At 69.8% G+C, this 24993-nt stretch carries 20 protein-coding genes; 10 read left to right on the forward strand and 10 right to left on the reverse strand.

Features of this window, described 5'->3' with window-relative positions:
* Positions 1–62: 62 nt before the first annotated feature.
* The 3 genes from ACF8O7_RS02095 to ACF8O7_RS02105 are packed head-to-tail and all read right to left on the reverse strand — an operon-like array spanning position 63 to position 2710.
* Positions 63–1100: an ABC transporter substrate-binding protein gene (locus ACF8O7_RS02095; protein WP_017406666.1), complete on the reverse strand. Its 1038-nt coding sequence runs from the start codon at positions 1098–1100 to the stop codon at positions 63–65.
* Positions 1101–1155: 55 nt separating this feature from the next.
* Positions 1156–1671 (reverse strand): nucleoside deaminase, encoded by a 516-nt coding sequence (locus ACF8O7_RS02100; protein WP_012203068.1) that lies wholly within the window; start codon positions 1669–1671, stop codon positions 1156–1158.
* 10 nt (positions 1672–1681) lie between these two features.
* Positions 1682–2710, reverse strand: coding sequence for an ABC transporter substrate-binding protein (locus ACF8O7_RS02105; RefSeq protein WP_016446613.1), 1029 nt, complete (start codon positions 2708–2710; stop codon positions 1682–1684).
* A gap of 597 nt (positions 2711–3307) precedes the next feature.
* On the opposite strand from ACF8O7_RS02105, the gene ACF8O7_RS02110 reads away from it, so the two are divergent.
* The gene (locus ACF8O7_RS02110; protein ID WP_016451933.1) at positions 3308–4330 is read left to right on the forward strand and encodes an isopenicillin N synthase family oxygenase; all 1023 of its coding nucleotides are present in this window, start codon (positions 3308–3310) and stop codon (positions 4328–4330) included.
* A 201-nt stretch (positions 4331–4531) separates the two neighbouring features.
* Here ACF8O7_RS02110 and ACF8O7_RS02115 read toward each other — a convergent pair whose 3' ends face one another.
* The 4 genes from ACF8O7_RS02115 to ACF8O7_RS02130 form a co-directional block, all read right to left on the reverse strand.
* Positions 4532–4786, reverse strand: coding sequence for an acyl-CoA-binding protein (locus tag ACF8O7_RS02115; protein WP_012203065.1), 255 nt, complete (start codon positions 4784–4786; stop codon positions 4532–4534).
* Positions 4787–4902: 116 nt separating this feature from the next.
* A complete protein-coding gene (locus ACF8O7_RS02120) occupies positions 4903–5676 on the reverse strand; it encodes an ABC transporter ATP-binding protein (RefSeq protein WP_126311245.1) in 774 nt (257 codons plus the stop codon).
* Positions 5677–5737: 61 nt separating this feature from the next.
* Positions 5738–6946 carry a M20 aminoacylase family protein gene (locus ACF8O7_RS02125; RefSeq protein ID WP_126311244.1) on the reverse strand — a complete coding sequence of 403 codons (1209 nt, stop codon included), beginning with the start codon at positions 6944–6946 and terminating at the stop codon, positions 5738–5740.
* A 194-nt stretch (positions 6947–7140) separates the two neighbouring features.
* Positions 7141–8298 carry an ABC transporter substrate-binding protein gene (locus ACF8O7_RS02130; RefSeq protein ID WP_126311243.1) on the reverse strand — a complete coding sequence of 386 codons (1158 nt, stop codon included), beginning with the start codon at positions 8296–8298 and terminating at the stop codon, positions 7141–7143.
* Positions 8299–8495: 197 nt separating this feature from the next.
* On the opposite strand from ACF8O7_RS02130, the gene ACF8O7_RS02135 reads away from it, so the two are divergent.
* Positions 8496–10574 (forward strand): molybdopterin-dependent oxidoreductase, encoded by a 2079-nt coding sequence (locus tag ACF8O7_RS02135; RefSeq protein ID WP_392442139.1) that lies wholly within the window; start codon positions 8496–8498, stop codon positions 10572–10574.
* A 90-nt stretch (positions 10575–10664) separates the two neighbouring features.
* Positions 10665–12431, forward strand: coding sequence for an AarF/ABC1/UbiB kinase family protein (locus ACF8O7_RS02140; protein ID WP_126311242.1), 1767 nt, complete (start codon positions 10665–10667; stop codon positions 12429–12431).
* A gap of 220 nt (positions 12432–12651) precedes the next feature.
* On the opposite strand, the gene ACF8O7_RS02145 is transcribed toward ACF8O7_RS02140, so the two are convergent.
* The 3 genes from ACF8O7_RS02145 to ACF8O7_RS02155 all read right to left on the reverse strand — a co-directional run bounded on the left by ACF8O7_RS02145 (position 12652) and on the right by ACF8O7_RS02155 (position 15740).
* A complete protein-coding gene (locus ACF8O7_RS02145) occupies positions 12652–13626 on the reverse strand; it encodes a tripartite tricarboxylate transporter substrate binding protein (protein ID WP_016446620.1) in 975 nt (324 codons plus the stop codon).
* Positions 13627–13707: 81 nt separating this feature from the next.
* Entirely contained in the window at positions 13708–14721 is a 1014-nt protein-coding gene (locus ACF8O7_RS02150; protein ID WP_126311241.1) for a TraB/GumN family protein, read from the reverse strand.
* Positions 14718–15740, reverse strand: coding sequence for a fumarylacetoacetate hydrolase family protein (locus ACF8O7_RS02155; RefSeq protein ID WP_126311240.1), 1023 nt, complete (start codon positions 15738–15740; stop codon positions 14718–14720). The genes ACF8O7_RS02150 and ACF8O7_RS02155 overlap by 4 nt, the downstream gene beginning before the upstream one ends.
* 126 nt (positions 15741–15866) lie before the next feature.
* Here ACF8O7_RS02155 and ACF8O7_RS02160 point away from each other — a divergent pair, with 126 nt between their 5' ends.
* The 7 genes from ACF8O7_RS02160 to ACF8O7_RS02190 all read left to right on the forward strand — a co-directional run bounded on the left by ACF8O7_RS02160 (position 15867) and on the right by ACF8O7_RS02190 (position 24992).
* Entirely contained in the window at positions 15867–16646 is a 780-nt protein-coding gene (locus ACF8O7_RS02160; RefSeq protein WP_012203056.1) for an IclR family transcriptional regulator, read from the forward strand.
* A gap of 167 nt (positions 16647–16813) precedes the next feature.
* Complete coding sequence (locus ACF8O7_RS02165; protein WP_193615940.1) at positions 16814–17992, forward strand: DUF3108 domain-containing protein; 1179 nt, start codon at positions 16814–16816, stop codon at positions 17990–17992.
* 235 nt (positions 17993–18227) lie between these two features.
* A complete protein-coding gene (locus ACF8O7_RS02170) occupies positions 18228–18521 on the forward strand; it encodes a DUF3567 domain-containing protein (protein ID WP_034363542.1) in 294 nt (97 codons plus the stop codon).
* Positions 18522–18759: 238 nt separating this feature from the next.
* Positions 18760–20217, forward strand: coding sequence for a nitrate/nitrite transporter (locus tag ACF8O7_RS02175; protein WP_016451943.1), 1458 nt, complete (start codon positions 18760–18762; stop codon positions 20215–20217).
* A gap of 13 nt (positions 20218–20230) precedes the next feature.
* Entirely contained in the window at positions 20231–21772 is a 1542-nt protein-coding gene (locus ACF8O7_RS02180) for an FGGY family carbohydrate kinase (RefSeq protein ID WP_126311239.1), read from the forward strand.
* Positions 21769–23451 carry a glycerol-3-phosphate dehydrogenase/oxidase gene (locus tag ACF8O7_RS02185; protein WP_126311238.1) on the forward strand — a complete coding sequence of 561 codons (1683 nt, stop codon included), beginning with the start codon at positions 21769–21771 and terminating at the stop codon, positions 23449–23451. The genes ACF8O7_RS02180 and ACF8O7_RS02185 overlap by 4 nt, the downstream gene beginning before the upstream one ends.
* Positions 23445–24992 (forward strand): FAD-binding oxidoreductase, encoded by a 1548-nt coding sequence (locus ACF8O7_RS02190; RefSeq protein ID WP_126311236.1) that lies wholly within the window; start codon positions 23445–23447, stop codon positions 24990–24992. The genes ACF8O7_RS02185 and ACF8O7_RS02190 overlap by 7 nt, the downstream gene beginning before the upstream one ends.
* Position 24993 lies beyond the last annotated feature (1 nt).

Raw genomic sequence — 24993 nt, forward strand, 5'->3', positions numbered from 1 at the left:
AGCAGGCAAGGGCCGTGCACGCCACCCGCTGGCGCACGCGCACGGTGTCAATCACTTTGTCGTTACTTCTTGGGCAGGATGTTCAGCTCGGCCGCAGACGGCAGGAAGCTGCCGTTCCAGACCTCGGCCGGGTTCACGCGCGTCTTGGTGGCGTAGACATCGGAGACCTGCGACGCCATCAGCGACAGCCGTGTGGGCACGACCTGGCCAAAGCCCTCGGCACGCGCGTCGGCGCTGTTGACCACGGTGTCGATGGCCAGTTGCAGGCGGCGCGTCTCCAGCTGGGTGTTGACGATGCCGTCGCGCTCCTTCACGTAGGCAATGGCCGCGCCCGGGTTGGCGATGACTTCCTTGGCCCCCTTGGCGAAGGCCTGCAGGAAGGCCTTGATGGCGGCCGGGTTCTCCTTGATCAGCTTCGGGCTGGCGATGATGGCGTTGCCGTACAGCTTCACGCCGAAGTCCGCATAGGGCATGACCACCACGTCGGCGGCCTTGATGCCGCGCGCCTCCAGGTTCAGCAGCGAGGTGAAGGTGAAGCCCGTGATGGCATCCACGTCGCCGCGCACCAGCATGGTCTCGCGCAGCGGCGGGTCCATGGCCGTCCACTGCACGGTGCCGACCTGGTTGGCCTTGGCGAACAGCGGGAAGGCGCGGCGGCCCGCATCGAACACGGGCGCGCCCAGCTTCTTGCCGGTGAGGTCGGCCGTCCTGGCGATGCCGCTTTTCTTGAGCGCCATCACCGAGGCCGGCGTGTTGTTGTAGACCATCATCACGGCCACGGGCTTGTTGGGCATGTCCGGGTTGTTGGCCTGGAATTCCATCAGCGCCGCGATGTCGGCAAAGCCCAGGTCATAGGCGCCCGAGGCCACGCGCTGCACCACGCCGCCCGAGCCGCTGCCGGCATCGACCGTGACATCCAGGCCCGCGTCCTTGAAGTAGCCCTTGGCCACCGGCTGCAGGAAGAAGGCGGCCGGCCCCTCGAAGCGCCAGTCCAGCTGGAACTTCAGCGGCGTGGCCGCGTGGGCCTGTGTATGGGCCGTTGCCAGGCCTGCGCTGGCGGACAGGGCCAGGACGGTGTGCAGGAACAGTCGTTTTTGCATGGTGGGCTTCCTCTCTGATGGTCAAAAGAAACGGTGGGGACGGAACGGGGCCGGATCAGCTTTTCCAGGCGCCCTGGTGCGATGCGGCGGCCTCGCCGATCAGCGCCGGGCCTATGCATTCGATGGCGTGGGACGAGGCGGCGAACACATCGCGGCAGGACAGCTCGGCATCCTTCTGGTCCAGGCGCTCGCCGCGGAATTCGCGCAGGCGCACCGCGTCTATGCCGTAGACCACGCGGCCTATGGCCGACCAGAAGATGGCGCCCGCGCACATCACGCAGGGCTCGGCCGATGAATACAAGGTGGCTGCGGACAGCGCCTCGCGGTCATGCAGGGGGCTGGCCAGGCGGATGGCCGACAGCTCGGCATGGGCCGTGCAGTCGCCGCTCTCGCCGTTGGCGTTGGAGGCCTCGGCCAGCACGCGGCCATCGGCGGCCACGATGAGTGCGCCGAAAGGGCGATTGCCGCGCTGGCGCGCGCGGTCGGCCATGGCGATGGCGCGGCGCAGGTACAGGCCGTCGCGCTCGTCGAGCGAGGCCTCAAGGGGCAGTGAAACGGTGGCGTGGTCCATGTGCACTCCCTCAGGCCTTGGCCATGCGCGCGGCCAGCGGCGGCAGCAGGCTGCGGTTGAACAGCGCATCGGCCGACACGGGTGCCTTGAGGCCGAAGGCCTGGCTGACCTGCTCGGCCTGTCGGGCCAGCAGCTGCGGGTCGATATCGCCCAGGCCGTGGCGCTGCGTATCGGGCGCGGCCAGGTATTGCGAGGTGATGGCCCAGCGCGCCAGTTCCAGCTTTTCATCCAGGATGGGCTCGCGCTGGCGCACGGCGGCCACGGCCAGCGCGGGCTGGGCCAGGCATTCGATGAGGGCGCGGTTGCTGGCGCGCAGGAATCCCGCCACCAGCGCCGGCTGCTCGGCCACCAGAGCGCTGGAGGCCAGGATGGCATTGCCGTACAGCTGCACGCCCGCATCGGTGTAGCGCAGCACCGACAGCTCCTCGGGCTTGATGCGTGCGAACAGCGACACGGCCGAGTCATGGAAATAGGTGGCCGCATCCACATCGCCGCGCACCACCACGTTGTCGCGCGCCGAGAACTCCGTCGTGGTCCAGGCGAACAGGTCGGCCGGCAGGTTCTGGCGCTGCGCGACCAGGGGCCAGACGCGGCGCGTGGACTCCACGGCGGCGGCGGCCACCTTCTTGCCCTTGAGGCTGGCGAACTCGCCCGTGATGCCCCGGTCCTTGCGGCCGATGATGGCGAACGGCGCGCGGTTGTAGTACTGGTAGACGGCCTGCACGCGCGCCGCGCCTGCGTTCTGCGCATTGAACTCGATCAGCGAGCTGATGTCGCCCAGGCCCAGCTGGTAGGCGCCGCTGGCCACCCGCGTGATGGATGCCACCGAGCCCGAGCCCACGTCGATGCTCACGTCCAGCCCCTCGTCGCGGTAGTAGCCCTTTTGCAGCGCCACGAAAAAGGGCGCGGTCTGCGAGGTCACGCGAAAGTCCAGCGTGAACTTCAGCGGTGTCAGCGCCTTGCCCTGGGCGAAGGCACCGGGCATCACGGCACTGGCAGCGGGAAGGGCGGCGGCGGCAAGGAAATGGCGGCGTTGCATGGTGGAACTCTCAGTCGCTATCAACATGGGGACCGGCCGCTGGCATGGGGCCGGGCGGCTGGCGTGACATGAGCAATTTCCGGGCAACGCGCACTGGGCGCGTGCTGAACGCTTCTACTCAGTGATGCTTGTATGCAAAGTGCGTACCACCCCCTGAGTCGCTTCGCGCCTTCCCCCTCTCTCGCTGCGCGGGAGGGGGACGACACCCTCGGTGCGGGGCGGCCCTTCCTCGGCGTCACTGGGCTGGGCGGCGCCGGTTTTCGACGCGGCGGGCATGCATCAGATTGGTGCCAGACGGTTCCGATGCGGCGCGTGCACCAAGCTGCCCGGCCCTCTTGCACCACGATGGAACGCAGGCGGCCATGAACCGGCCTTCGCGGGCTGGCGCGCTGTTTGCTTGGGTGGTTGGCAAGAGTAGAAGCGTTCAGCTTGCCGGTCTGTGCCGGCGCGGGTCATTGCTCTTGAAGCGGGTGCGGGAGCGGCGTGGCTGCGACCTGTGCCCTGTCAGCCACTTCAAGAGCGACGGGCGGGATCGGTGTCTTTTTGCGCCGGCCGCCGCGTGCCTTGCCACTGCCTTTGCGGCAAAGGAAACAGACCATGAACATGCTTGCCAACCCCACCCTGCCTTCGGCACCGGCGTCAGATTACGCGCTGGGTGAACTCGCCAAGGAGGCCCGCATGGGCGGCCAGGGGCAGGAGACGCGCGCACGGGAGGTGCGGGTGATCGACATCTCCGACTTCGACCGCCGCAAGGCCGAGATCGCCGATGCGATCTGGCAGGCCTCGGTGGAGATCGGCTTCTTCCAGGTGTCGGGCCACGGTATTCCCCAGCCCGATATCGATGCGGCCTTCGGGCGTGCCGAGCAGTTGTTCGCGCTGCCGCGCGAGGTGAAGGCGCAGTGGCCGCTGTCGCGCAATGCGGGCTGGGAGCACAAGGCGCAGATCCGGCCTTCCACGCGCACGCCCGACCAGAAGGAGTCCTACCAGGTGACGCGCCCGCGCATGGCCGGCCTGTGGCCCACGCAGCAGGAGCTGCCGGGCTTTCAGCAGGCCACGCTGGACTTTGAGCGCCAGTGCTGGCAGGTGGGCATGCAGCTGCTGTCGTGCTTTGCGCACAAGCTGGGCTTCGATGCGGACTTCTTCACGCGCGCCCACGACCCTTCGGTGCCCGCCTACCAGAGCACGCTGCGCATGCTGCATTACTTTGCGGTCGACCCCGCGCTCAAGGATGAGCTGGGCCTGTGGCGCGCAGGCGCCCACACCGACTTCGACTGCCTGACCCTGCTGTTCCAGCGCGCGGGCCAGGGCGGCCTGCAGGTGCTGCCGGGCAAGGAGATGGAGGGCCAGCAATGGACGCCCGTGGACCCCGTGGAGGGCGTGATCACCTGCAACATCGGCGACATGCTCACGCGCTGGAGCGACGACCAGCTGCCCAGCAACTTCCACCGCGTGCGCAATCCCCTGCCCCATGAATACCAGGGCGCGCGCTACAGCCTGGCCTTCTTCTGCCAGGCCAACGAGGACGCGGTGATCGAGGGCCCGCAAAAGAAGTACCCGCCCATCACGGGCGCGGAGTACCTGCGCCAGCGCATCAGCGCGAACTTTTCCAACAAATATTGATCCCCCTGAGCGGCTGCGCCGCTTCCCCCTGAGGGGGACGACACCCTCGGTGCGGGGCTGCCCTTCCTCGGTGTCCCTGGGGTGGGCCGCGCCAGTTTCCAGCGCTCCACTCTTTGACATAGTGTGGTGTGGCCTGGCCGGAAACGACAAGGCCCCGGAGTCCGGGGCCTTGTCTGTGTCTGCGATCGGTGGTGGTGTTGATCAGCGCAGCGATTCGATCAGGTCGATGTACTGCTGCTTGGCGTCGTCGGCCGAGGTGTCCTTGAGCTTTTCCCAGGCGTCCCACTTGGCGCGGCCGACCATGTCGGTGAAGCTGGGCTTCTTGGCCTCGTTGTCGCCTTCGGTGGCCTGCTTGTACAGCGCGTAGAGCTTGAGCAGCGTGGCGTTGTCGGGGCGCTCGCTGATCGAGGTGGAGTTCTTGACGGCGGCCTCGAAGGCGGCGTTCAGATCGGACATGGCGGGTCTCCTGGTGGGCGGTTCGTGTAGCGGCACAGTGTAGCCAAAAATGCAGGAATTTAGAACGACCGTGCTTTTTTTCACCGTCGTCCGAACCGAGACCGGCCATGCCCCTCCTATGCTGCGCTGCACAGGTGCCCGGCCATAGGCCATAGGTCTGCCTCGCAAGGCACGGGGGCCGGCGCCTGGCCCCGGGCGCTGCCCGGTTGCAGGATGCGGCCGTGCTCCATCACGACCACGCGGTCGGCGACGGCGAAGGCCTGCTGGCGGTCTTGCGTCGCATAGACGGCCGTACAACCCAGGCTGCGCAGCAGCCGGGGAATTTCCTCGCACAGGCGCTCGCGCAGGTTGCCGTCGAGGCCGGACAGGGGTTCGTCCAGCAGCACCAGGCGCGGGCGCTCCACCACGGCGCAGGCCAGCGCCGCGCGCTGCTGCTGGCCGCCCGACAGGCTGCCGGGAAGGCGCTCGCCCATGCCCTGCAGCCCGACCAGGCCCAGGGTCTGCTGCACCCGCTCGTGGATCTGCGCGCGAGGCAGGCCGCACATTTCCAATGGGAAGGCCACGTTGGCCTGCAGGCTCATATGGGGCCAGAGCGCTTGGCCCTGGAGCACCAGGCCCAGCTCGCGCCGCTCGGGCGGCAGGGACTGCGAGGCGCTGGCCGCGCACTGCCCGCCCATCCAGACTTCGCCGCGGCTGGGCTGCTCCAGCCCGGCCAGGATCTTGAGCAGGGTGGTCTTGCCGCAGCCCGAAGGACCCAGCAGGGCCAGCACCTCGCCGGGCGCGATCTGCAGGCTGATGTCCTGGAGCACGGCGCGCTCGCCGTGGATGCGCTTGAGCTGCCGGGCTTGGACGGCCACGCCCTGCGCGGCGGAGGATTCGATGGAGGTCACAGGGACCGCATGCTAGGTGCGGTGTGTGACATGCCGGTGTCGGCCGGACCCTGCAAGGGCCTCAGCGCGTGGGCTCGCTCAGCCAGCGCTGGGCCAGCTTCACCCAGAACGTGGCGCCCTGCGGAATCAGCTGGTCGTTGAAGTCGTAGCTGGGGTTGTGCAGCGTGCAGGGACCGCCGCCGTGGCCGATGGCGCGGTGGTCGCCGTCGCCATTGGCGATGAAGCAGTAGGCGCCGGGCTTTTCCAGCAGCATGAAGGCGAAGTCCTCGGCGCCCATGGACGGCTCCTGGGGCAGCACGTTGGCCTCGCCCACGACCTCGGCCATGACGCGGCGTGCGAACTCGGCCTCGGGCGCGGAGTTGATGGTGGGCGGGTAGTTGCGCACGAACTCGAACTCGCAGCGCGTGTCATGCGCCGCACAGATGCTCTCGGCCAGGGTCTTCATGCGCCGCTCGATCAGGTCCAGCACCTCCAGCGTGAAGGTGCGCACCGTGCCCTGCAGCTCCACGCTGTCGGGCACCACGTTCGTGGCCTCGCCCGCATGGACCATGGTGACCGAGACCACGCCCGCCTCGATGGGCTTGACGTTGCGGCTGACGATGGTCTGCAGGCCCAGGATGAGCTGGGCCGCCACGGGCAGCGGGTCGATCACCATGTGCGGCATGGCCGCGTGGCCGCCCTTGCCGCGCACGACGATGCGGAACTCGTTGCTGGACGCCATGGCCGGGCCCGGGCCCACGGCCATGGTGCCGGCCTTCATGCCCGGCCAGTTGTGCATGCCGAACACGGCCTGCATGGGGAACTGGGTGAACAGGCCGTCCTCGACCATCTCGCGCGCGCCGCCGCCGCCCTCTTCGGCCGGCTGGAAGATCAGGTGCACCGTGCCCTCGAAGCTGTCGCGGTGCGCGGCCAGGTACTGCGCGGCGGCCAGCAGCATGGCGACATGGCCGTCATGCCCGCAGGCATGCATTTTTCCGGCGTGGCGGCTGGCGTGCTCGAAGGTGTTGAACTCCTGCATGGGCAGGGCGTCCATGTCGGCGCGCAGGCCGACGGCGCGGCCGCTGGCGCCGCCGTCACGGCCGTGGATGGTGCCCACCACGCCCGTGCGGCCCAGGCCGCGGTGCACGGCAATGCCCCAGCCTTCGAGCTGCCGGGCCACCAGGTCGGCGGTGCGCAGTTCCTCGAAGCACAGTTCGGGATGGGCATGTATGTCGCGGCGCAGCGCGGTGATCTCGGGTGCGCTGTCCAGCAGCTCCTGCAGCAAGGCCATGGGGTTCTCCTTCTAGAGCGTGTTATGCACTTTTAAGTACCCGCGTTGGTTCTGCGCGCTGGTGATCGCAAGGCGCAGTGCGCCGCCAAGGCTCATGCCTTGGCAAGCGCTGCAACGCCGCGAGCGCCTGCGCGCAGAGCCAACCCGAAGGGAAAGCCGGGAAAGGGGCCCGGCCCTTCTCCAATGCTGCAAGCCTACACCCGGACCTTGCCGTCGCCGGTCAGCATGGACAACTCCACGAAGCGCGGCTTGGCCGATTGCGGCTTGAAGGCCAGCGGGAAGCCGGCCACCTGCTGGCCGTGCATGGCGTCGAGCGCGGCCACCAGGCCGTCGCGCGTGGGCTTGCCCGAGGCCGAGGCCTGGCGCAGCGCATCGGCGAACACGCGTGCCGCCAGATAGCCTTCCATGCTGGAGTAGTTGGGCGTCAGCTTGCCGCCGCCCTTCTGGATGGCCGCCAGGAAATCGCGCGTGATCTGGCGCGAGGTCTGGAAGGGCGAGGGCACGACCTGGGTGACGACCACCCCTTCGGCATCCTTGCCCAGCGTCTGCGCCAGTGCCTGCGAGCCGACGAAGGAGACGTTGTAGAACTGCCCGCCAAAGCCCGCCTGGCGCGCGGCGCGCACAAAGGCCGCGCTGGCCGAGTAGGTGACGATCTGCACGATGACATCGGCGCCCAGCGGCACCAGCGTCTTGACGGCCGCCGCCACATTGTTCGAGTTGCGCTCCACCGTGGCCGCGCCCACGGGTTCCAGCCCCTTGGCGGCCAGCGCCGCCTTGACGCCGGCCAGGCCCGATTCGCCATAGGCATCGTTCTGGTGCAGCACGGCCACCTTCTTCAGGCCCAGGCCCGTGAGGTGCCGCACCATCAGCGCCGTCTCGTCGGCATAGGAGGCGCGCACGTTGAAGACCAGTTGGGCCAGCTGGGGCTGGCGCAGCGCGTCGGCGCCCGTCAGCGGTGCGAACAGGGGCACGCGCGCCTTTTGCAGCAGCGGCAGCGCGGCCATGCTGGTGGACGTGCCCACGTAGCCGAACAGCGCGAACACGTCGTCGGACAGGAAGCGCTGGGTATTGGCCGCGCAGCGCTCGGGCTCGTAGCCGTCGTCCATCACGCGCAGTTCGATGTTGCGCCGGGCAATGCCCCCCTGCGCGTTGAGCTGTTCGAAGTACAGCTTGGCGCCTTCATGGAAGGGCTGGCCGATCTGTGCTGCAGACCCGGTCAACGGGCAGGACTGACCCAGCACGATGGTGCCTCCCGCGTCCTGGGCGCGCACTGCGCCGGTCCAGGTGGCGGCAGCCGCCGTGCTGGCTGCGATGAACTGTCTGCGGCTGAACGCCGTCTTGGGTCGGAGCATGAACTTGCCTGTTTTTGTCACTGGAATCGGCGCCGTTGCTGCGTGCAGCCGGCTGCAAGGGTCCGCATAATAAAGACAAGCGGCGATTGCGGCATGCAAGACCGGCACCGCCCCTTGCCCGTGACGGCCTTTTCCTGTTTTTCCGGCTTTCACGGTTCTTTCGCAAAGTCCCCACCCTGTCCGAGACCGCTGCCACCATGTCCTCCGCCACGCCCCCACTCCAGGCCACCTCACAGGTGCTGGGCGCCTGCCCCCATGACTGCCCCGATACCTGCTCGCTGGTGACCACAGTCGAAGACGGCATCGCCAAAAGAGTCCAGGGCAACCCCGACCATCCGCACACGGGCGGCGTGCTCTGCGCCAAGGTCAGCAAATACACCGAGCGCAGCTACCACCCCGAGCGTGTGCTCACCCCGCTGCGCCGCGTGGGACCCAAGGGTTCCGGGCAGTTCGAGCCCGTGGGCTGGGACGAGGCGCTGGCCGACATCGCCGCCCGGCTGCACGCGCTGGCGGCGCGCGATCCCGAAACCATCCTGCCCTACAGCTACGCAGGCACCATGGGCCTGGTGCAGGGCGAGAGCATGGACCGGCGCTTCTTCCACCAGCTCGGCGCCTCGCTGCTGGACCGCACCATCTGCTCCAGCGCCGGGGGCGAGGCCCTGAACCTGACCTATGGCGGCAAGCTGGGCATGCGCGTGGAGCATTTCACCGAAAGCCGGCTCATTCTCATCTGGGGCAGCAACAGCATCGGCAGCAGCCTGCATTTCTGGCGCTATGCGCTGGAGGCCAAGCGCAACGGCGCACGCCTGGTGTGCATCGACCCGCGCAAGACCGAGACCGCCGACAAATGCCACGAGCACCTGCAGCTGCTGCCCGGCACCGATGCCGCCCTGGCACTGGCCCTGATGCACGAGCTGATCACGCACGGCTGGCTGGACCATGACTACATCGCGCGCCACACGCTGGGCTGGGAGGAACTCAAGGCCCGCGCCCTGCAGTGGCCGCCCGAGCGCGCGGCCCAGGTCTGCGGCCTGCCCGTGGAGCAGATCCGCCAGCTGGCGCGCGACTACGGCACCACCACGCCCGCGGCCATCCGGCTGAACTACGGCGTGCAGCGCGCGCGCGGCGGCGGCAATGCCGTGCGCGCCATCGCCTGCCTGCCGGCCCTGGTGGGCGCCTGGCGCCACCGTGCCGGCGGCCTGCTGCTGTCCGCCTCGGGCGCCCTGCCCGCGCAGCGCGCCCGATTGCAGATGCCGCACCTGCTGGGCGAGCGCCGCCCGCGCACCATCAACATGAGCACCATCGGCGACGCCTTGCTGCACGAAGGCGGCAACGGCTTCGGCCCGCGCGTGGACGCCATCGTGGTCTACAACAGCAATCCCGTGGCCGTGGCGCCCGAATCGGCCAAGGTCGTGGCCGGCTTTGCGCGCGAGGACCTGTTCACCGTGGTGCTGGAGCAGTTCATGACCGACACGGCCGACCTGGCCGACTACGTGCTGCCGGCCACCACGCAGATCGAGCACTGGGACATCCACGGCAGCTACGGCCATACCGACGTGCTGCTCAACCGCCCCGCCATCACGCCGCTGGGCCAGGCGCGCAGCAACGGCCAGATCTTCCGCGACCTGGCCGCGCACATGGCGCGGCACGATGCCGCCTTTGCCGCCGCCCATTTCCAGACGGGAGACGAGCAACTGTGCCGCGAAGCCTTCGAGGGGCGCGGCGTGGACTTCAACGAGCTGCTGGACAAGGGCTTTGCCACCCTGGCCCTGCCCGAGGCCCCCTTTGCCGAGGGCGGCTTTCCCACGCCCTCGGGCCGCTGCGAATTCACCAGCGCCGAGCTGGCGCGGCGCGGCATGGACCCGCTGCCCGACTACCTGCCCAACTACGAAACCGCCGAAACGGATGCGCGCTACCCGCTGGCCATGATCTCGCCGCCGGCACGCAACTTTCTCAACAGCAGCTTCGTCAACGTCAAGAGCCTGCGCACCATGGAAGGCCGCCCGCTGGTGGAGCTGCACCCCGACGACGCCGCCCCGCGCGGCGTGGCCGAGGGCGACCGCGTGCGCGTCTTCAACGACCGGGGCAGCTACGAATGCCACGCAACCCTCAACGGCCGCGCGCGCCGTGGCGTGGTCAACGGCCTGGGCATCTGGTGGCGCAAGCACGGCGACAACGGCACCAATGTCAACGAGCTCACCCACCAGCGCCTGACCGACCTGGGCCGCGCGCCCAGCTTCTACGACTGCGCGGTACAGGTGCAGCGGCTGGCCTGAGCCCCGCCCCGGAGGCGGGCGATTCCTGCGCAATGGCGTCTGGCGCATCGGCACAATGGACCGCATTGCCACCACCGACAGGAGATGCCCATGCTGCAAACCGCCGTGGTCGCCGTGCGCGACCGTGCCCGGCTGCAGGAAATCGTCGGCGTGCTGCTGCGCTTCGGGCTGGCCGACCTGGTCGACACGCTGGGCCTGGCCCGCTTCGCGCCGCGCGGCAGCCAGCCCCATCCCGAGCATCCGCTGGATGCCAGCCGCCCCGAGCGCCTGCGCATGGCCCTCGAACACCTGGGCCCCAGCTTCGTCAAGCTGGGCCAGATCATGGCCACGCGCTCGGACCTGCTCGCGCCCGAATGGACGGCCGCGCTGCAGCAACTGCACAGCCACGCCGCCCCGCTGCCCTGGGAGACGGCCCAGCCGTTGATCGAGCAGTCGCTGGGCCTGCCCGTGGAGCAGGTGTTCACGCATTTCGATCCCGTGCCGCTGGCCTCGGCCTCCATGGCCCAGGTGTACCGCGCGCGGCTGCCTGCGGCCGAAGACCGGGATGACCGGGATGACCGGGAAGGCCGGGAGGACGGCAGCGGCAGCGACAGCCCCCCTGCGGCCCGCGCTGCCGACATCGAAGTCGTGGTCAAGGTCCAGCGCCCCGGCCTGCGCCCCCAGATCGAGGCCGACCTGCGCCTGCTCGAGCACCTGGCGTTGCTGGCCCAGGAACAATGGCCGCAGCTGGCACGCTACCGCCCGCGCGAGGTCACGCGCCAGTTGGGACAGGCGCTGCGCGAGGAACTGGATTTCACCGTCGAAGCCCACAACGGCGACGCCGTGGCACGGCACTTTGCGGCCCAGCCCGAGATCGTCGTGCCGGCCATCCACTGGGCATTGAGCGGGCCGCGCCTGCTGGTGCAGGACTTCGTGCCGGGCGTGCAAGCCTCGGCCGTGGGTGCGGACCCCGCGCTGGACGGCCCGCTGCTGGCGCGCCGTGGCGCCTGCGCGTTTTTGCAGATGGTGCTGCGCGACGGCCTGTTCCACGCCGACCCGCACCCGGGCAACCTGCTGGCCCTGCCCGGCAACCGCGTCGGCTTCATCGACTTCGGCATGGTCGGGCGGCTGTCTCCCCAGCGCCGCCGCCAGGTGCTGGGCCTGATGCGCGCCCTGGTCGAGGGCCAGGGCCGCAGCCTCTCGGGCGTGCTGCTGGATTGGGCGGCCGAAAGCGAAATGCCCGGCCGCGCCCCGCCCTCGGCCGCGCGCATCGAGGCTGCCGTGGACCGCTTCGTGACCCGCCACGGCCCCGGCGCCAGCAATGGCCGCCTGGTCATGTCCCGCGCCCTGCAGGACTTCATGGCCCTGGCCCGCGAAACCGGCGTGGCCCTGCCCGCCGACATGGCGCTGCTGCTCAAGGCCCTGATCACGGCCGACCAGGTGCTGCTGCAGCTGGACCCGCAATTCGACGTGGTGCAGACGGCCACGCCCCTGGTCAAGGCCCAGCTGCTGCAGCGCTACTCCCTGCGCAGCCTGGCGCGCCAGCGCCGCGCCGCCATGGCGCAATGGATGGACCTGGCCGACGACGCGCCGCACACCCTGCGGCTGGTGATGCAAAGACTGCGCTCGGGCCGGCTGCAGGCCGACCTGGACATACGCCACATCGACCGCCTCTCCCAGGCCCTGGAACGCGCCGCCACCCGCCTGGCCCTGGCCGTGGTCTCCGGCGCCTTCATCCTGGGCCTGGCCCCCGGCCTGCTGACCATGGGCCCGCGCCTGTGGGGCATCCCCCTCTTCGCCGCCCTGGGCGTGGCCGGCGCCGCCGCCAGCCTGGCCGTTCTTTTCACCACCATGCGCAGGCAGAAGGCGCTGGATTGATCGCTGGATTGGCGATGAGCAACGCCCAAAGGCACCGCCAGCACACCAGCGCCCAAACCCGCCACGGCCCAACCCAGAGACACCGAGGAAGGGCCTACGCCGGCCGCGCCGCCCCGCACCGAGGGTGTCGCCGGCTGCCCGTACGCCCCCTCCGCGAAGCGAGAAGGGGCGCCGTGCAACGGGCTACGTGCAACGGGAAGGCGCGCAGCGCCTCAGGGGGTCAGTCCAGCTTCACGCCCGCGCTCTTGATGATGGCCCCCCAGCGCTTGGACTCCGCGCGCGACATGGCCAGGAACTGCTCGGGCGTGCCGGGCAGCGCCTCCATGCCGAAGTCCTGCATGCGCTTGACCACGGCGGGGTTGGCCAGGGCCTTGTTGAGCTCGGCGTTCAGGCGCTGCACCACGGCCGGGGGCATCTTGGCCGGGCCCAGGATGCCCTGGAAGGCATAGACCTCGGTGTCGGGCACGCCGACCTCGGCCAGCGTGGGCAGCTCGGGCAGGCTGGGCACGCGCTTGCCCGTGCCGATGGCCAGGGCGCGCACCTTGCCCGACTGGATTACGGGCAGGCCCGAGGCCAGGTCCAGGAACATGCAGGGCACCTGGCCGCCCATCACGTCGGCCAGCGCGGGCGCCGCGCCGCGATAGGGGATGTGCGTCAGGAAGGTGCCCGTGCGGTTCTTGAACATCTCCATGGCCAGGTGGTGGGGCGAGCCGTTGCCGGGAGAGGCGTAGTTGACCTGGCCCGGATGCGCCTTCACGTAGGCCAGGAATTCCTTGAAGGTCTTGGCCTCGAAGTTCGGATTCACCACCAGCGCCATCGGGAAGCGGCTGATGCCGCCGATGTAGGTGAAGTCCTTTTCAGGATTGAAGGACAGCTTGCTGAACAGGTGCTCGTTGTAGGCCAGCACGGCGTTGTCGGCCGACATGATGGTGTAGCCGTCGGGCTTGGCCGTGGCCACGATCTGGGCGCCGATGTTGGTGGAGGCGCCGGGGCGGTTGTCCACCACGATGGTCTGGTTCAGCGTCTGGCGCATGGCCTCGGCCACGGTGCGCGCCAGCACGTCGGTGCCGCCGCCGGGCGGATAGGGCACGACCCAGCGGATGTTGCTGGCGGGCCAGTCCTGCGCCTGTGCAAAAGGCGCGGCCATGCCGGCGGATGAGGCCGCCACGGCGGCCAGGAATTGTCTACGGTCCATTGTTGTCTCCTGTGGGATGGGTGTGGATGGGTCCTGGCCGCGCCCTGTTGCTTTTGTTCATGGAGGCGGCGGCCGTGTGTTTCAGGGCGGGCTGGCTGCGGGGAACTCCACGCGCTGCACCTTGAAGCCCTGGGCCGCCAGCAGCGCCGGCAGGCCGCGCGTGCCCACCATGTGCAGGGCGCCCACGGCGGCGAACACGCTGCGGCCGGAGCGGATCTGCCGCGCCACTTCGCGCGCCAGGCCGGGGTTGCGGCCATAGACCATGCGGTCGTAGTCGGCGCGCTCGGCGGCATTGGCCATGCAGTCGCACCAGTCGGGCAGGCTCTCCAGCAGGTGGATGCGGCCATCGGCCCAGACGCTTGCGATCAGGCCCAGCTTCTGGGAGGCGATACCGCTTTCCAGCTGGCGCAGGCCGGACTCCACCGTCTCGGCCACGCGCGCGGGGTCGTCCGAGACCAGTTCGCGCAGTTGCAGCTCGGGCGTCTCCAGGGACAGCACGGGCTTGTCCAGCGCGCGTGCCATCCCGGCCAGAGAGAAGTCGATGCCGTAGGCCGCGTCCAGTCCCTCGCTGCGGCCGGCCAGCGACAACAGGGTGATCACCTGGGCGTCGGGGCGCAGCAGGGCCAGCTCGGGGCCGGCGCAGGCCAGGCGCCTTTGCTCCTCAAGCCGGCGCTGGAGATCGCCGCGCAGCGGCGGCGCATCGGGCCGCGCCTGCATGCCGGCGAACAAGACCTTCATGACCTCGGGATCGAGGATGTTCAGCTCCAGCGCCAGGCTGTCGGAGGCGCGCAGCGCGTCCGCCACCGTGGGGCCGGGCACGCTCCAGCCGAGCTTGGCCGCGTGCATGGTCCCGTAGAGCCAGCTGGTGCGGCCCCGGTGCTCGATGCGCCACAGCAGCCCACGGTCCTGCGCCTTGCGCTGCAGGGCGCGGATCTCGTCCGTGCCGGGCATGCGCGCCTCGGGCGGGCAGGTGACGGGGTCCGCGGCCGGGGGCGCCGCGAATGCCCCCGCCAGCGGCGACAGCGCCAGCGCGGCCAGGCCGGCGCGCAGCGACCTGCCCGCCAGGCGCCACCAGGGTGCGCAGACGCGGCTCATTCGGCAGGCTCGACGATGTTCTGGTCGATGGCGCCGAAGATGCTCTGGCCGTCCTTGCCCTTCATCTCGATGCGGATGGTGTCGCCAAAGCGCATGAACTCGGTCTTGGGCGCGCCGTCCTGGATGGTCTCTATGCAGCGCTTCTCTGCGATGCAGCTGTAGCCCTTGGGCCACTCCATGCGCCGGTTCTTGCCCTTGCCGCTTTCCACGCCCTTGTTGCTCACGGTGCCGCTGCCCACGATGGAGCCGGCGCGCACATTGCGCGTCTTGCAGATATGGGCGATGAGCTGGCCGAAATGAAAGCTCATGTCCTCGCCCGCATCGCACATGCCGACCTTGCGGCCGTTCCAGGTGGACTGCAGCATCAGGTGCAGGCGGCCGCCCTTCCAGGCGTCGCCCAGCTCGTCCAGCGTCACGGCCACGGGGCTGAAGGAGGTGGCAGGCTTGGACTGGAAGAAGCCGAAGCCCTTGGACAGCTCATTGGGGATCAGGTTGCGCAGGCTCACGTCGTTGGCCAGCATGACCAGGCGCACGCCGCCCAGCGCACGCTCGGGCGTGGCGCCCATGGGCACGTCGGCGGTGATGACGGCGATCTCGGCCTCGAAGTCGATGCCCATGGACTCGCTGGGCACCACCACATCGTCGCAGGGGCCCAGGAAATCGTCGCTGCCGCCCTGGTACATCAGCGGGTCGGTGTAGAAATTGGCGGGCACCTCGGCGCCGCGCGCCTGGCGCACCAGCTCCACATGGTTGATGTAGGCCGAGCCGTCGGCCCATTGGTAGGCGCGTGGCAGCGGCGCCATGCACTGGCGCGGATCGAAGGCAAAGGCATGGACCGCCTTGCCGCTGTTGAGCAGGTGGTAAAGGTCCTGCAGCTGGGGCGCCATGTAGCTCCAGTCGTCGAGCACCTGCTGCATGCGGCTCGCTATGCCGGTCGCATAATGGGCCTGGCTCAGGTCGCGTGACACCACGACCAGTTGCCCGTCCCGCGATCCGTCCTTGTATGTGGCAAGTTTCATGCTGCTCCCCCGTGCCGCCGCCGCGCGCCACGGCATCCGGGCAGCGGCCTGGATACCCATGGCGACGCAGCCACGAATTACGATAAGTTAAATTGATTTAACTAAACAAAACCAAATTCTATTGCAATGGACAAGGAACGCGCAGGGATTCAATCGGTCGAGGTCGGTTTTACATTGCTGGAGGCGCTGACGCGCGCCCGGGGCCCGCAGATGCTCAAGGACTTGGCGTCCGACGCCGGCATGAGCGCCGCCAAGGCGCACCGCTACCTCGTGAGCTTCCAGCGCATCGGCCTGGTTACCCAGGACGCGCGCACCTCCCGCTACGACCTGGGCCCGGCCTCGCTCAAGCTGGGCCTGGCATCGCTGGCGCGGCTGGACCCCGTGCGACTGGCGCGCGAACGCATGCCCGCGCTCATGGAACGCATCCACCACACGGCGGCCATCGCCGTCTGGGGCAACCACGGGCCGACCATCGTGCACTGGGAGGAAAGCGCGCAGTCGGTCACCGCCAATCTGCGCCTGGGCGACGTCATGCCCATGCTGGCCTCGGCCACCGGGCGCTGCTTCGCGGCCTGGCTGCCGCGCGAGGTCACGGCCCCGCTGCTGGAGCCAGAAGTGGACAAGGCCCGCCGCATCCAGCGCAAGGACCTGCCGCTCACCCCCGAGGCCATAGACGCCATGCTGGCCGAGGTGCGCGAGCGCGGCACCGCCCGCGTGGTCGATACCGTGCTGCCCGGCATCGTGGCCTTTTGCACGCCGGTCTTCGACTCCTCGGGCCATATCGTGCTGGGCCTGACCACGCTGGGCTCGATTGCCACCTTCGACCCCGAATACGGCGGCGCCATCGATGCGCCGCTGCGCGAGGCCTGCGTGCAGCTGTCCCAGGACCTGGGCTGGAATGCCTGAGATGAAGCTACACCCCCTGAGTCGCTTCGCGCCTTCCCCCTGGAAGGGGGACGACAGCCTCGCTGCGGGGCGGCGCGGCCGGCGTAGGCCCTTGCTCGCTGTCCCTGGCCTTGGGCCGCGCCGGTTTCATGGGCTGTGGGTGGCGCGCAGCACTATGGATAACTGACATGAGCCTGCGCCAGCGCGCCCTGCCCGCCCTCACCGCCGTGGTGCTGGGCGGCCATGCGCTGGCCCTGCTGGGCCTGCCGCTGTGGAACCAGGTATCGGCACCGCGCACCGAGGTGGCGGCCATGCAGACACGGGCGCTGTCCCTGCCCGAGCCACCCGCTCCCCCGCCTGCCGCCGCGCCCGAGACACCTGCGCCCGTACCCAAGCCGCAACCCCGCCCTCGCCCCAAGGTCCAGCGCCCGACACCCGCCGCGCCCACCGCACCCGTGGCCGAGCCGCTGGACACGCCCATCCGCGAAACCGTGGAGCCCTTGCCGATGGCCGCAGCGCAGGAGCCTGCCGCATCGGACGCCTCGGAAACCGCCCGTGCTGCTGCCGATACGGGTGCCGGCAGCGAGCCAACCCCGGCCACACCGCCGGCGCCGCCCGCTCCCAAGCCCGAACCCGAAACACCGTCCGCTCCCTCGGCCGGCCCGGCCCAGGGCATGGCCATCACCTCGCCCGACGGCACGCCGCTGGCCTCCGACGCCCCCGTTCCCGTGCAACTGCCCGATCCCGCTCGGCTGTCGTTCGCCGTCACCGGCCAGGCCAAGCGCTTCAACTATTCGGCCAATGCCGAGCTGGTCTGGCGCCATGCCAACGGCCAGTACCAGGCCAGCCAGGAAGTCAGCCTGTTCCTGCTGGGCTCGCGCTCGCAGACCAGCGAGGGCCGCATCACCGACAGGGGCCTGGAGCCCAGCCGCTTCAATGACAAGGCGCGCAAGGAGCAATCGGCGCAGCTGGCGTTCGACCAGAACCTGGCGCGCTTCAGCACGGGCGCGCCCGACGCGCCCATCGCGCCCGGCGCGCAGGACCGGCTCAGCGTGTTCCTGCAGCTGTCGGCCCTGCTGGCGGCGGCGCCGCAGCGCTACCCGGCGGGCACGCAGATCAGCTTCATCACCGTCAGCGCGCGGCGCGCCGACCGCTGGACCTTCCGCGTGGGCGAGACCGAGACCCTGGAGCTGCCCTCGGGCAGCACGCAGGCGCTGCGGCTGGACAAGATCGCGGCGGCCGGCGATGACCAGCAGGCCTCGCTGTGGCTGGCGCCGTCCATGCAATACCTGCCCGTGCGCATCCGGCTGGCGCAGGACAACGGCGACTTCGCCGATCTGCAGCTCAAGAGCCGCCAGGCGCCATGACACAGGGGCCACCGGTGGGACACCGGTGATTTCCCGGTAGTCCTGCACTTGCAGCCAACGCCACCGCCCGCCTACCACAGCGCGGCCTGCGGCACACGCCGCAGCGCATGCCAATCCGTGGAATACTGCATGCAAGTGCCTGCGATAGATCGGGACCCCCACGGTCCTTGAAATCCGGTGCTTCGCAGCCATGTAGGCTGTGCGACGCCCGGCAACGGGCCAGAAAGGGAACACCATGCAAATGCTTTACGACTCCGAATCTTTTGTGGTGCTCCATCTGCGTCCCGACATGGATCCGGATGCAGCGGCCGGCGAAGCTGCGGTCGATGCCGCCCGTCAGCTGCCACGCCACGGCTTCGAAATCGTGGACAAGCGCTCGGGCAAGGAGGTCTATCTGGACGGCTCCTGGGCCGAGATGTTCCAGAAGCAGATCATCGCCTGGCAGCAGGACGCCCCCACCGAGGAAGAGGTCGAGGACGCCCTGGAGCGCTACGCCGGCCTGGCCCAGCAGCCTGTCGTGGTCCACTGACAGCACACAGCGCACGGTCCCGTGAAGGGACTTCGCGCCAGGCCCGCCGCAGGTTCTCTGCGGCGGGCCTTTTCTTTGGGCGCGGCCATTGCGCGCACCCTGGTGCTTTCACCGATCCGCAGGCTGCGCCTGCTGCCTAGAATCGCCGCACAGGTTCAAGATTTGAAGACCATCTGTGAGATGGTCTTGTCGCGCCTGTACGGTTTGCCGGCCTCTTGCAGAAACACAGGAGGCCAGCATGCAGACCAGCATCCACAGGGTTCGCGGCGTTCAGGATGTCATCGCCTACATCGACGCACGCCAGGGCATTTCAGGCCGCGCCGGCACCATCTGGTGGCTGGCCCTCGGCGGACTTTTCCTCGACGCATTCTCCAACTCCGCACTCAGCGTGGGCCTGGGCCCCATGACGCGCGACCAGCAGCTGACGCCGGCCGAAGTGGCCTGGATGACGTCGCTGGCCTCCTGGGTGTCCATCGCCTTCAATCCCATCGGCGGCTGGATGGCCGACCGCTGGGGCCGCATGCGCCCGCTGGTCATCGCCAAGGTGCTGGCCGTGGCCGGCGCGCTGCTGGTCAGCATGGCGCCCGACTACGCCACCATCCTCTTCGGACGCTTCTTCGTGGGCGCGGCCTATGGCATCGACTTCGCCATCGCCATGGCGGTGCTGGCTGAATTCACGCCCGCCCGCCTCAAGAGCCGGCTCAATGTCTGGCAGGGCATGTGGTACATGGCCGTGTGCAGCAACCTGGTGCTGGCGCTGTGGTTCCATTCCTGGGATGTGGGCGATTCGCTGTGGCGCTATTCGGTGGCCGCCACGGCGGTGTTCGGCCTGTTCATCCTGGGCATGCAGGCCGCGCTGCTGGTGGAAAGCCCGACCTGGCTGGCACGCAAGGAGCGGCTGGATGACGCCGCCCGCGCCATGACGCGCATCTACGGCGCACACGGCCAGCGCTTCGAGGCCGCGCCGCCCGCCGAACGCCTTCCCGTGCTCAACCCGGCGCGGCGCGGGCTGGCCAATGTGCTGCTGATCTTTCGCGGCATCTACCTGCCGCGCACGCTGCTGGCGGCCACGGTGCAGATAGGCCAGTCCATCCAGTACTTTGCCGTGGGCTGGTACCTGCCGCTGATCAGCGCCTCGCTGTTCGGCAAGGACTTCCGCGAGGCCACGCTGGGCGCGCTGGTGTTCAACGTGTTCGGCATCGTCGGCGGCTTCCTGTCGCCCGTCATCGGGCGCAGGCTGGGCCTGCGGCGGGCCTCGGCCTTCGGCTTTGCGCTGGTGTTCCTGATGCTGCTGGTGCTGGGCCTGTTCAACGGCCGCATGCCGATCTGGCTGGCCGTGGCCGTGCCCTCGCTGTTCATCCTCTTTCATTCGGGCGGGCCCGGCGCCAACGGCAAGAGCCTGTCCACGCTGTCGTTCCGCAGCGAGCTGCGCGCGGGCGCCAACGGCGTGATCGGCGCGCTGGGCGCCATGGGCGCGGCGCTGGGGCTGCTGGTGTTCCCGCTGTTCCGCCAGCAGTACGGGCTGGAGAACACCTTCCTCATCCTGTCCGTGGTGCCGCTGCTGGCCAGCATCGTCTGCTTTTCCATCCGCTGGGACCCCACGCGCACCACGGTGAACCCCGACGACGAGCCCGGCGCGCCCCAGTTCGCGGACGACGCCGCCCCGCCCGCCAAGATCGCTCAAACCACCGCCTGAAAGAGAACACCCCATGCACCATGAAGCCGTGATCCTTTGCATCGACGAAGGCACCTCGGGCACGCGCGCCGCCGTCGTGGGGCGCGACGGGCAGGTGTCCGCCCAGGACTATCTGCCGCTGGAAATCCACTGCCCGCGCCCCGGCGTGGTCGAGCAGGACGCCGACCTGCTGCTGGAGCGCACGCTGGACGTGTGCCGCCGCGCCATCGCCCGCGCCCAGGGCAGCGGCCAGCAGATCGTGGCCCTGGCCATTGCCAACCAGCGCTGCTCGGCCGTGCTCTGGGACACGGCCACGGGCCGTTCGCTGGCGCCCATCATGGTCTGGCAGGACTCGCGCCACCGCGACGAACTGGCCCTGCTGGCCGGCGACTGGGATGCGCGGCTGATCCGCCACGCGGGCCGGCCCGTGGGCGTGCGTTCGCCCTACCTGTGGGCCGCGCGCAAGCTGCGTGAGGATACGGCCGTGGCTCGTGCCTGGCAGCAGCGCCGCCTGGCCTTCGGCACCATCGACTCCTGGCTGCTGTGGCATCTGTCGGATGCGCGCGCCGTGGTCACCACGCCCACCAATGTGACCTCGGGCAACGCCTATGCGCTGGGCGATCACCGCTACCTGCAGGACTGGCTGGACGCGCTGGAGTTTCCCGCCGAGTTGCTGCCCCGCCTGTGCGAGGACGTGCAGGACTTCGGCCGCACGCGCACCGAGCTGCTGGGCCTGGCCGTGCCCATCCTGGCCTGCGCGGGCGACCAGCATGCGGCCGCCGTGGGCCTGGGCTGCCTGGAGCGGGGCCAGGCGCTGTGCGTGCATGGCACGGGCAGCTTCGTCGATGTGCTCACGGGAACAAAGCTGCCCGCGCATGACGCGGCCCATGAAAGCTCGCTGACCATGACGGCGCGGCGCATGGACGGTGTCTCGCGCTATGCCATCGAGACCTATGTGCCCACCACGGGATCGGCGCTCAACTGGATCTGCGAGAAGCTGCAGTGGTTCGACAACCCGCAGCAGATCAGCACCCTGGCCCGCGAGGCCAAAACGCCGACCGACCTGGTCTTCATCCCCGCGCTCACCGGCCTGCGCCTGCCGGCCATGGAGCCGGGCGCGCGGGCCTCGATCTCGGGCGTGTCCATGGCCACCTCGCGGCCGCAGCTGGCGCGCTCCATCCTCGAAGGCATTGCGCATTCCGTGGCCTCCTGCGTGCAGGCGGACGAGGCGGCCGCAGGCACCGAGGTGGGCGAGCTGCTGGTGGGCGGCGGCCTGTCGGGCAGCGATGCGCTGCTGCAGATCCAGGCCGACCTGGGCGGCCTGCCCGTGCGCCGCCTGGCCGATACCGACAAGGCCAGCCTGCGCGGCATCGCCTTCATGGCCGGCAGCGCAGGCCTGCTGTGGGACGGGCTGGAGCAGGCCTGCGCCACGCTGCGCACCGAAGCGGTCTTCACCCCGCGCATGGCCGCCGACGAGCGCGGCGAGCGCCGCCGCATCTGGCGCGCCCGCGTGGGCGACGAACTGGCCCGCGCCCGGGCCCCCGGGCGCAGCGCCGCCCTGGAGGGCTGCGCATGATGCAATGGCCCTTTGGCAAGGAGCGCAGGGACAGCGCCATGCTGACCCAGACCGCGCCGCTGCAGCTGCAGCGCGCGGACCAGCTCGCGCGGCTGGGTGACGAGGCCTTCGACCTGCTGGTCATCGGCGGCGGCATCACGGGTGCCTATGCGGCGCTGGACGCCAGCCTGCGCGGCCTGCGCGTGGCGCTGGTGGAGAAGGACGACTTCGCCTCGGGCACCTCGTCCAAGTCCTCCAAGATGGTGCACGGCGGCCTGCGCTACATCGAGCAGGGCAACCTGGGGCTGGTGCGGCACTCGCTGCTGGAGCGCCAGCGCCTGCGCCGCAATGCGCGGCACCTGGTGCAGCGCCTGCCCTTCCTGTTTCCCGTGATGGAGCGCGACGGCGTCTTCGACGCCCGGCTGGCCAAGGCCTTCGGCAGCCTGCTGTGGACCTATGACCTGGCCGGCGGCTGGCGCGAAGGCATCCTGCACCGCAAGCTCGGCAAGGCCGAGGTGCTGTCGCACTGCCCGACCTTCCGCGAAGAGCAGCTCCTGGGCGGCTACATGTACTTCGATGCACGCGTGGACGATGCGCGGCTCACGCTGGCCGTGGCGCGCACGGCGGCCTTCCATGGCGCGGCCGTGCTCAACCATGCCCGGGCCACCGCCATCACGCGCAACGCCCACGGCGGCGTGGACGGCGCCATCGTCCAGGCCGATGGCCGCGAGATCACGGTGCGCGCGCGCAGCGTGGTCATGGCCACGGGCGTCTGGCTGCGCGACTGGGATGGCCGCAGGCCCGACCAGCAGGCGCAGCTGCACGTGCGCCCCGCCAAGGGCGTGCACGTGGCCATTCCCTGGCTGCGCATACGCAACGACTGCACCGTCACCATCCCCGTGCCGGGCCGCAGCCGGCGCGCCACCATCACGCGCTGGGGCGATGTGTCCTACCTGGGCACCACCGACGAGGACTATGCGGGCAGCCTGGACGACGTGCACTGCACGCGCGCCGAGCTGGACTTCCTGCTCGAAGGCGCCCGATCGGCGCTCAAGGTGGACCTGTCGCCCGAGGACGTGGTCGGCTCCATCGCCGGCTGCCGCCCCCTGGTCGGCCCGCCCGGCGGCAAGACCGTGGAGATGAAGCGCAACCACGAGATCCATGTGGCAGCCGACGGCCTGGTCACCATCGTCGGCGGCAAGCTCACCACCTCGCGCCACATGGCCGAGCAGACCGTGGACGCCGTGGAAAAGCTGCTGGGCCGGCGCACGCGCTGCACCACCGCCTCCGCCTTCCTGCTGGGCGCGGCCGGCTACGACGCCCAGGCCATCACGGCCACGGGCGGACTGTCGGCCCACCTGGGCGAGCGCTACGGCACGGAGGCGCGCTTCGTCAGCGACATCCTCGACGCGCATCCCGCGCTGGCCCGGCCCATCGTCGAGGGACTGCCCCACACCGAGGCCGAAGTCCTCTACGCCGCGCGCCACGAAATGGCGCGCACGGTGGAAGACGTGCTCTCGCGCCGCATGCGCGCACGCCTCATGGCGCGCGATGCGTCGGCCCGCGCCGCAGCGCGCGTGGGCGACATCCTGGCCCAGGAACTGGGGCTGGCACCTGCGCAGATAGCGCAGCAGATCCACGACTACCGCCGCGCCATGGAGCGCGAGAAACAGATTTTGATGGGAGACATCCAATGCTGAGCAAAGACGCAATCGCCCGCGGCTACAACCGCCGCAACTACGTGGTGGGCGCCCCCACGACCCCGGGCTGGGCGGCGCAGGCCGCACCCGCATCCGAAGGTGCGGCCACTGGCAGCCCCTGCGGCCTGCAGCACGAGCCCGTGGCCGTACCCGAGGCTGTGCTCGCCGCGCTGCGCGCCGCCTGCGACCGCGTGCAGACCGAGCGCGCCGACATCGTGGCCGGCACGCGCGACTGGTGGGCGCGCACCATGGTGGCCGAGACCTCGGGCCACCCGGCCACGCCGCAGGCCGTCATCGCCCATGCATCCACCGTGGAGCAGGTGCAGGCCGTGATGCGCATTGCCGACGCGCACGCCATTCCCGTCACCGTCTCGGCCGGGCGCAGCAACGTCACGGGCGCGGCCCTGCCCCTGCGCGGCGGCATCGTGCTGGACCTGTGCGAACTCAATCGCTTCATCGCCATGGACGAGCAAAGCCAGATCGTCGAGGTCGAGGCCGGCATGTTCGGCGACGTGTTCGAGGAAACCATCCAGCGCCGCCACGGCATGACCATGGGCCACTGGCCCTCGTCCTTCGGCATCAGCACCGTGGGCGGCTGGGTGGCCTGCCGGGGCGCGGGCCAGCTGTCCACGCGCTACGGAAAGATCGAGGACATGGTCCACGGCATGGACGTGGTGCTGGCCGATGGCCGCCTCGTCACCGTGGGCGGCTACGCGCGCGCGGCCATCGGGCCGGACCTGCAGCAGCTGTTCATCGGCTCGGAAGGCACGCTGGGCGTGATCGTGCGCATCCGCTTCAAGCTGCACCGCCTGCCCGACCACGGCCGCGCCATCGCCTATGGCTTCGCCAGCTTTGCCCAGGGCCTGGAGGCCTGCCGCCAGATCCTGCAGCAAGGCGCCAACCCCGCCGCGCTGCGGCTGTACGACGCGCTGGAAAGCGGCGTGCAATTCGGCCGCAGCGACCTCAACGTGCTGCTGATCGCCGACGAAGGCGCGCCCGAGATCGTCGATGCCGTCATGGCCATCTGCGAACGTGTGTGTGCACCCTTGGGTGAACGGCTGGACGGCGCCGCCACCCTGGAGCGCTGGCTGGACACGCGCTACCTGACCGGCAAGAGCGCCGAGGGCTTCAAGAAAGGCCCGGGCTTCGTCGCCGACACGCTGGAGATGTGCGGCCCCTGGAAAGACCTGCCGGCCATCTACGAGGAAGTGGTCGCCGCCCTGCAGGCCATCCCCGGCACCCTGGCCGGCTCGGCCCACCAGTCGCATGCCTATGTGGATGGCGCCTGCCTGTACTTTTCGCTGCGCGGCGAGGTGGCCGTGGACCAGCGCGCCCAGTGGTACCGCGCGGCCTGGGACGCGGCCAACGCCGTGCTGCTGCGCCACGGCGCCACGCTCAGCCACCACCACGGCGTGGGCCTGCTGCGCGCGCCCTACATGCGGCAGTCGCTGGGCCCGGCCTTTGCGCTGCTGGAGGCCACCAAGCGCATGCTGGACCCCAAGAACCTGCTCAATCCCGGCAAGCTGGGGCTGGACCTCTGAC

The sequence above is a fragment of the Delftia sp. WSY_16 genome, assembly GCF_043104415.1.
GTDB lineage: Bacteria > Pseudomonadota > Gammaproteobacteria > Burkholderiales > Burkholderiaceae_C > Comamonas > Comamonas tsuruhatensis.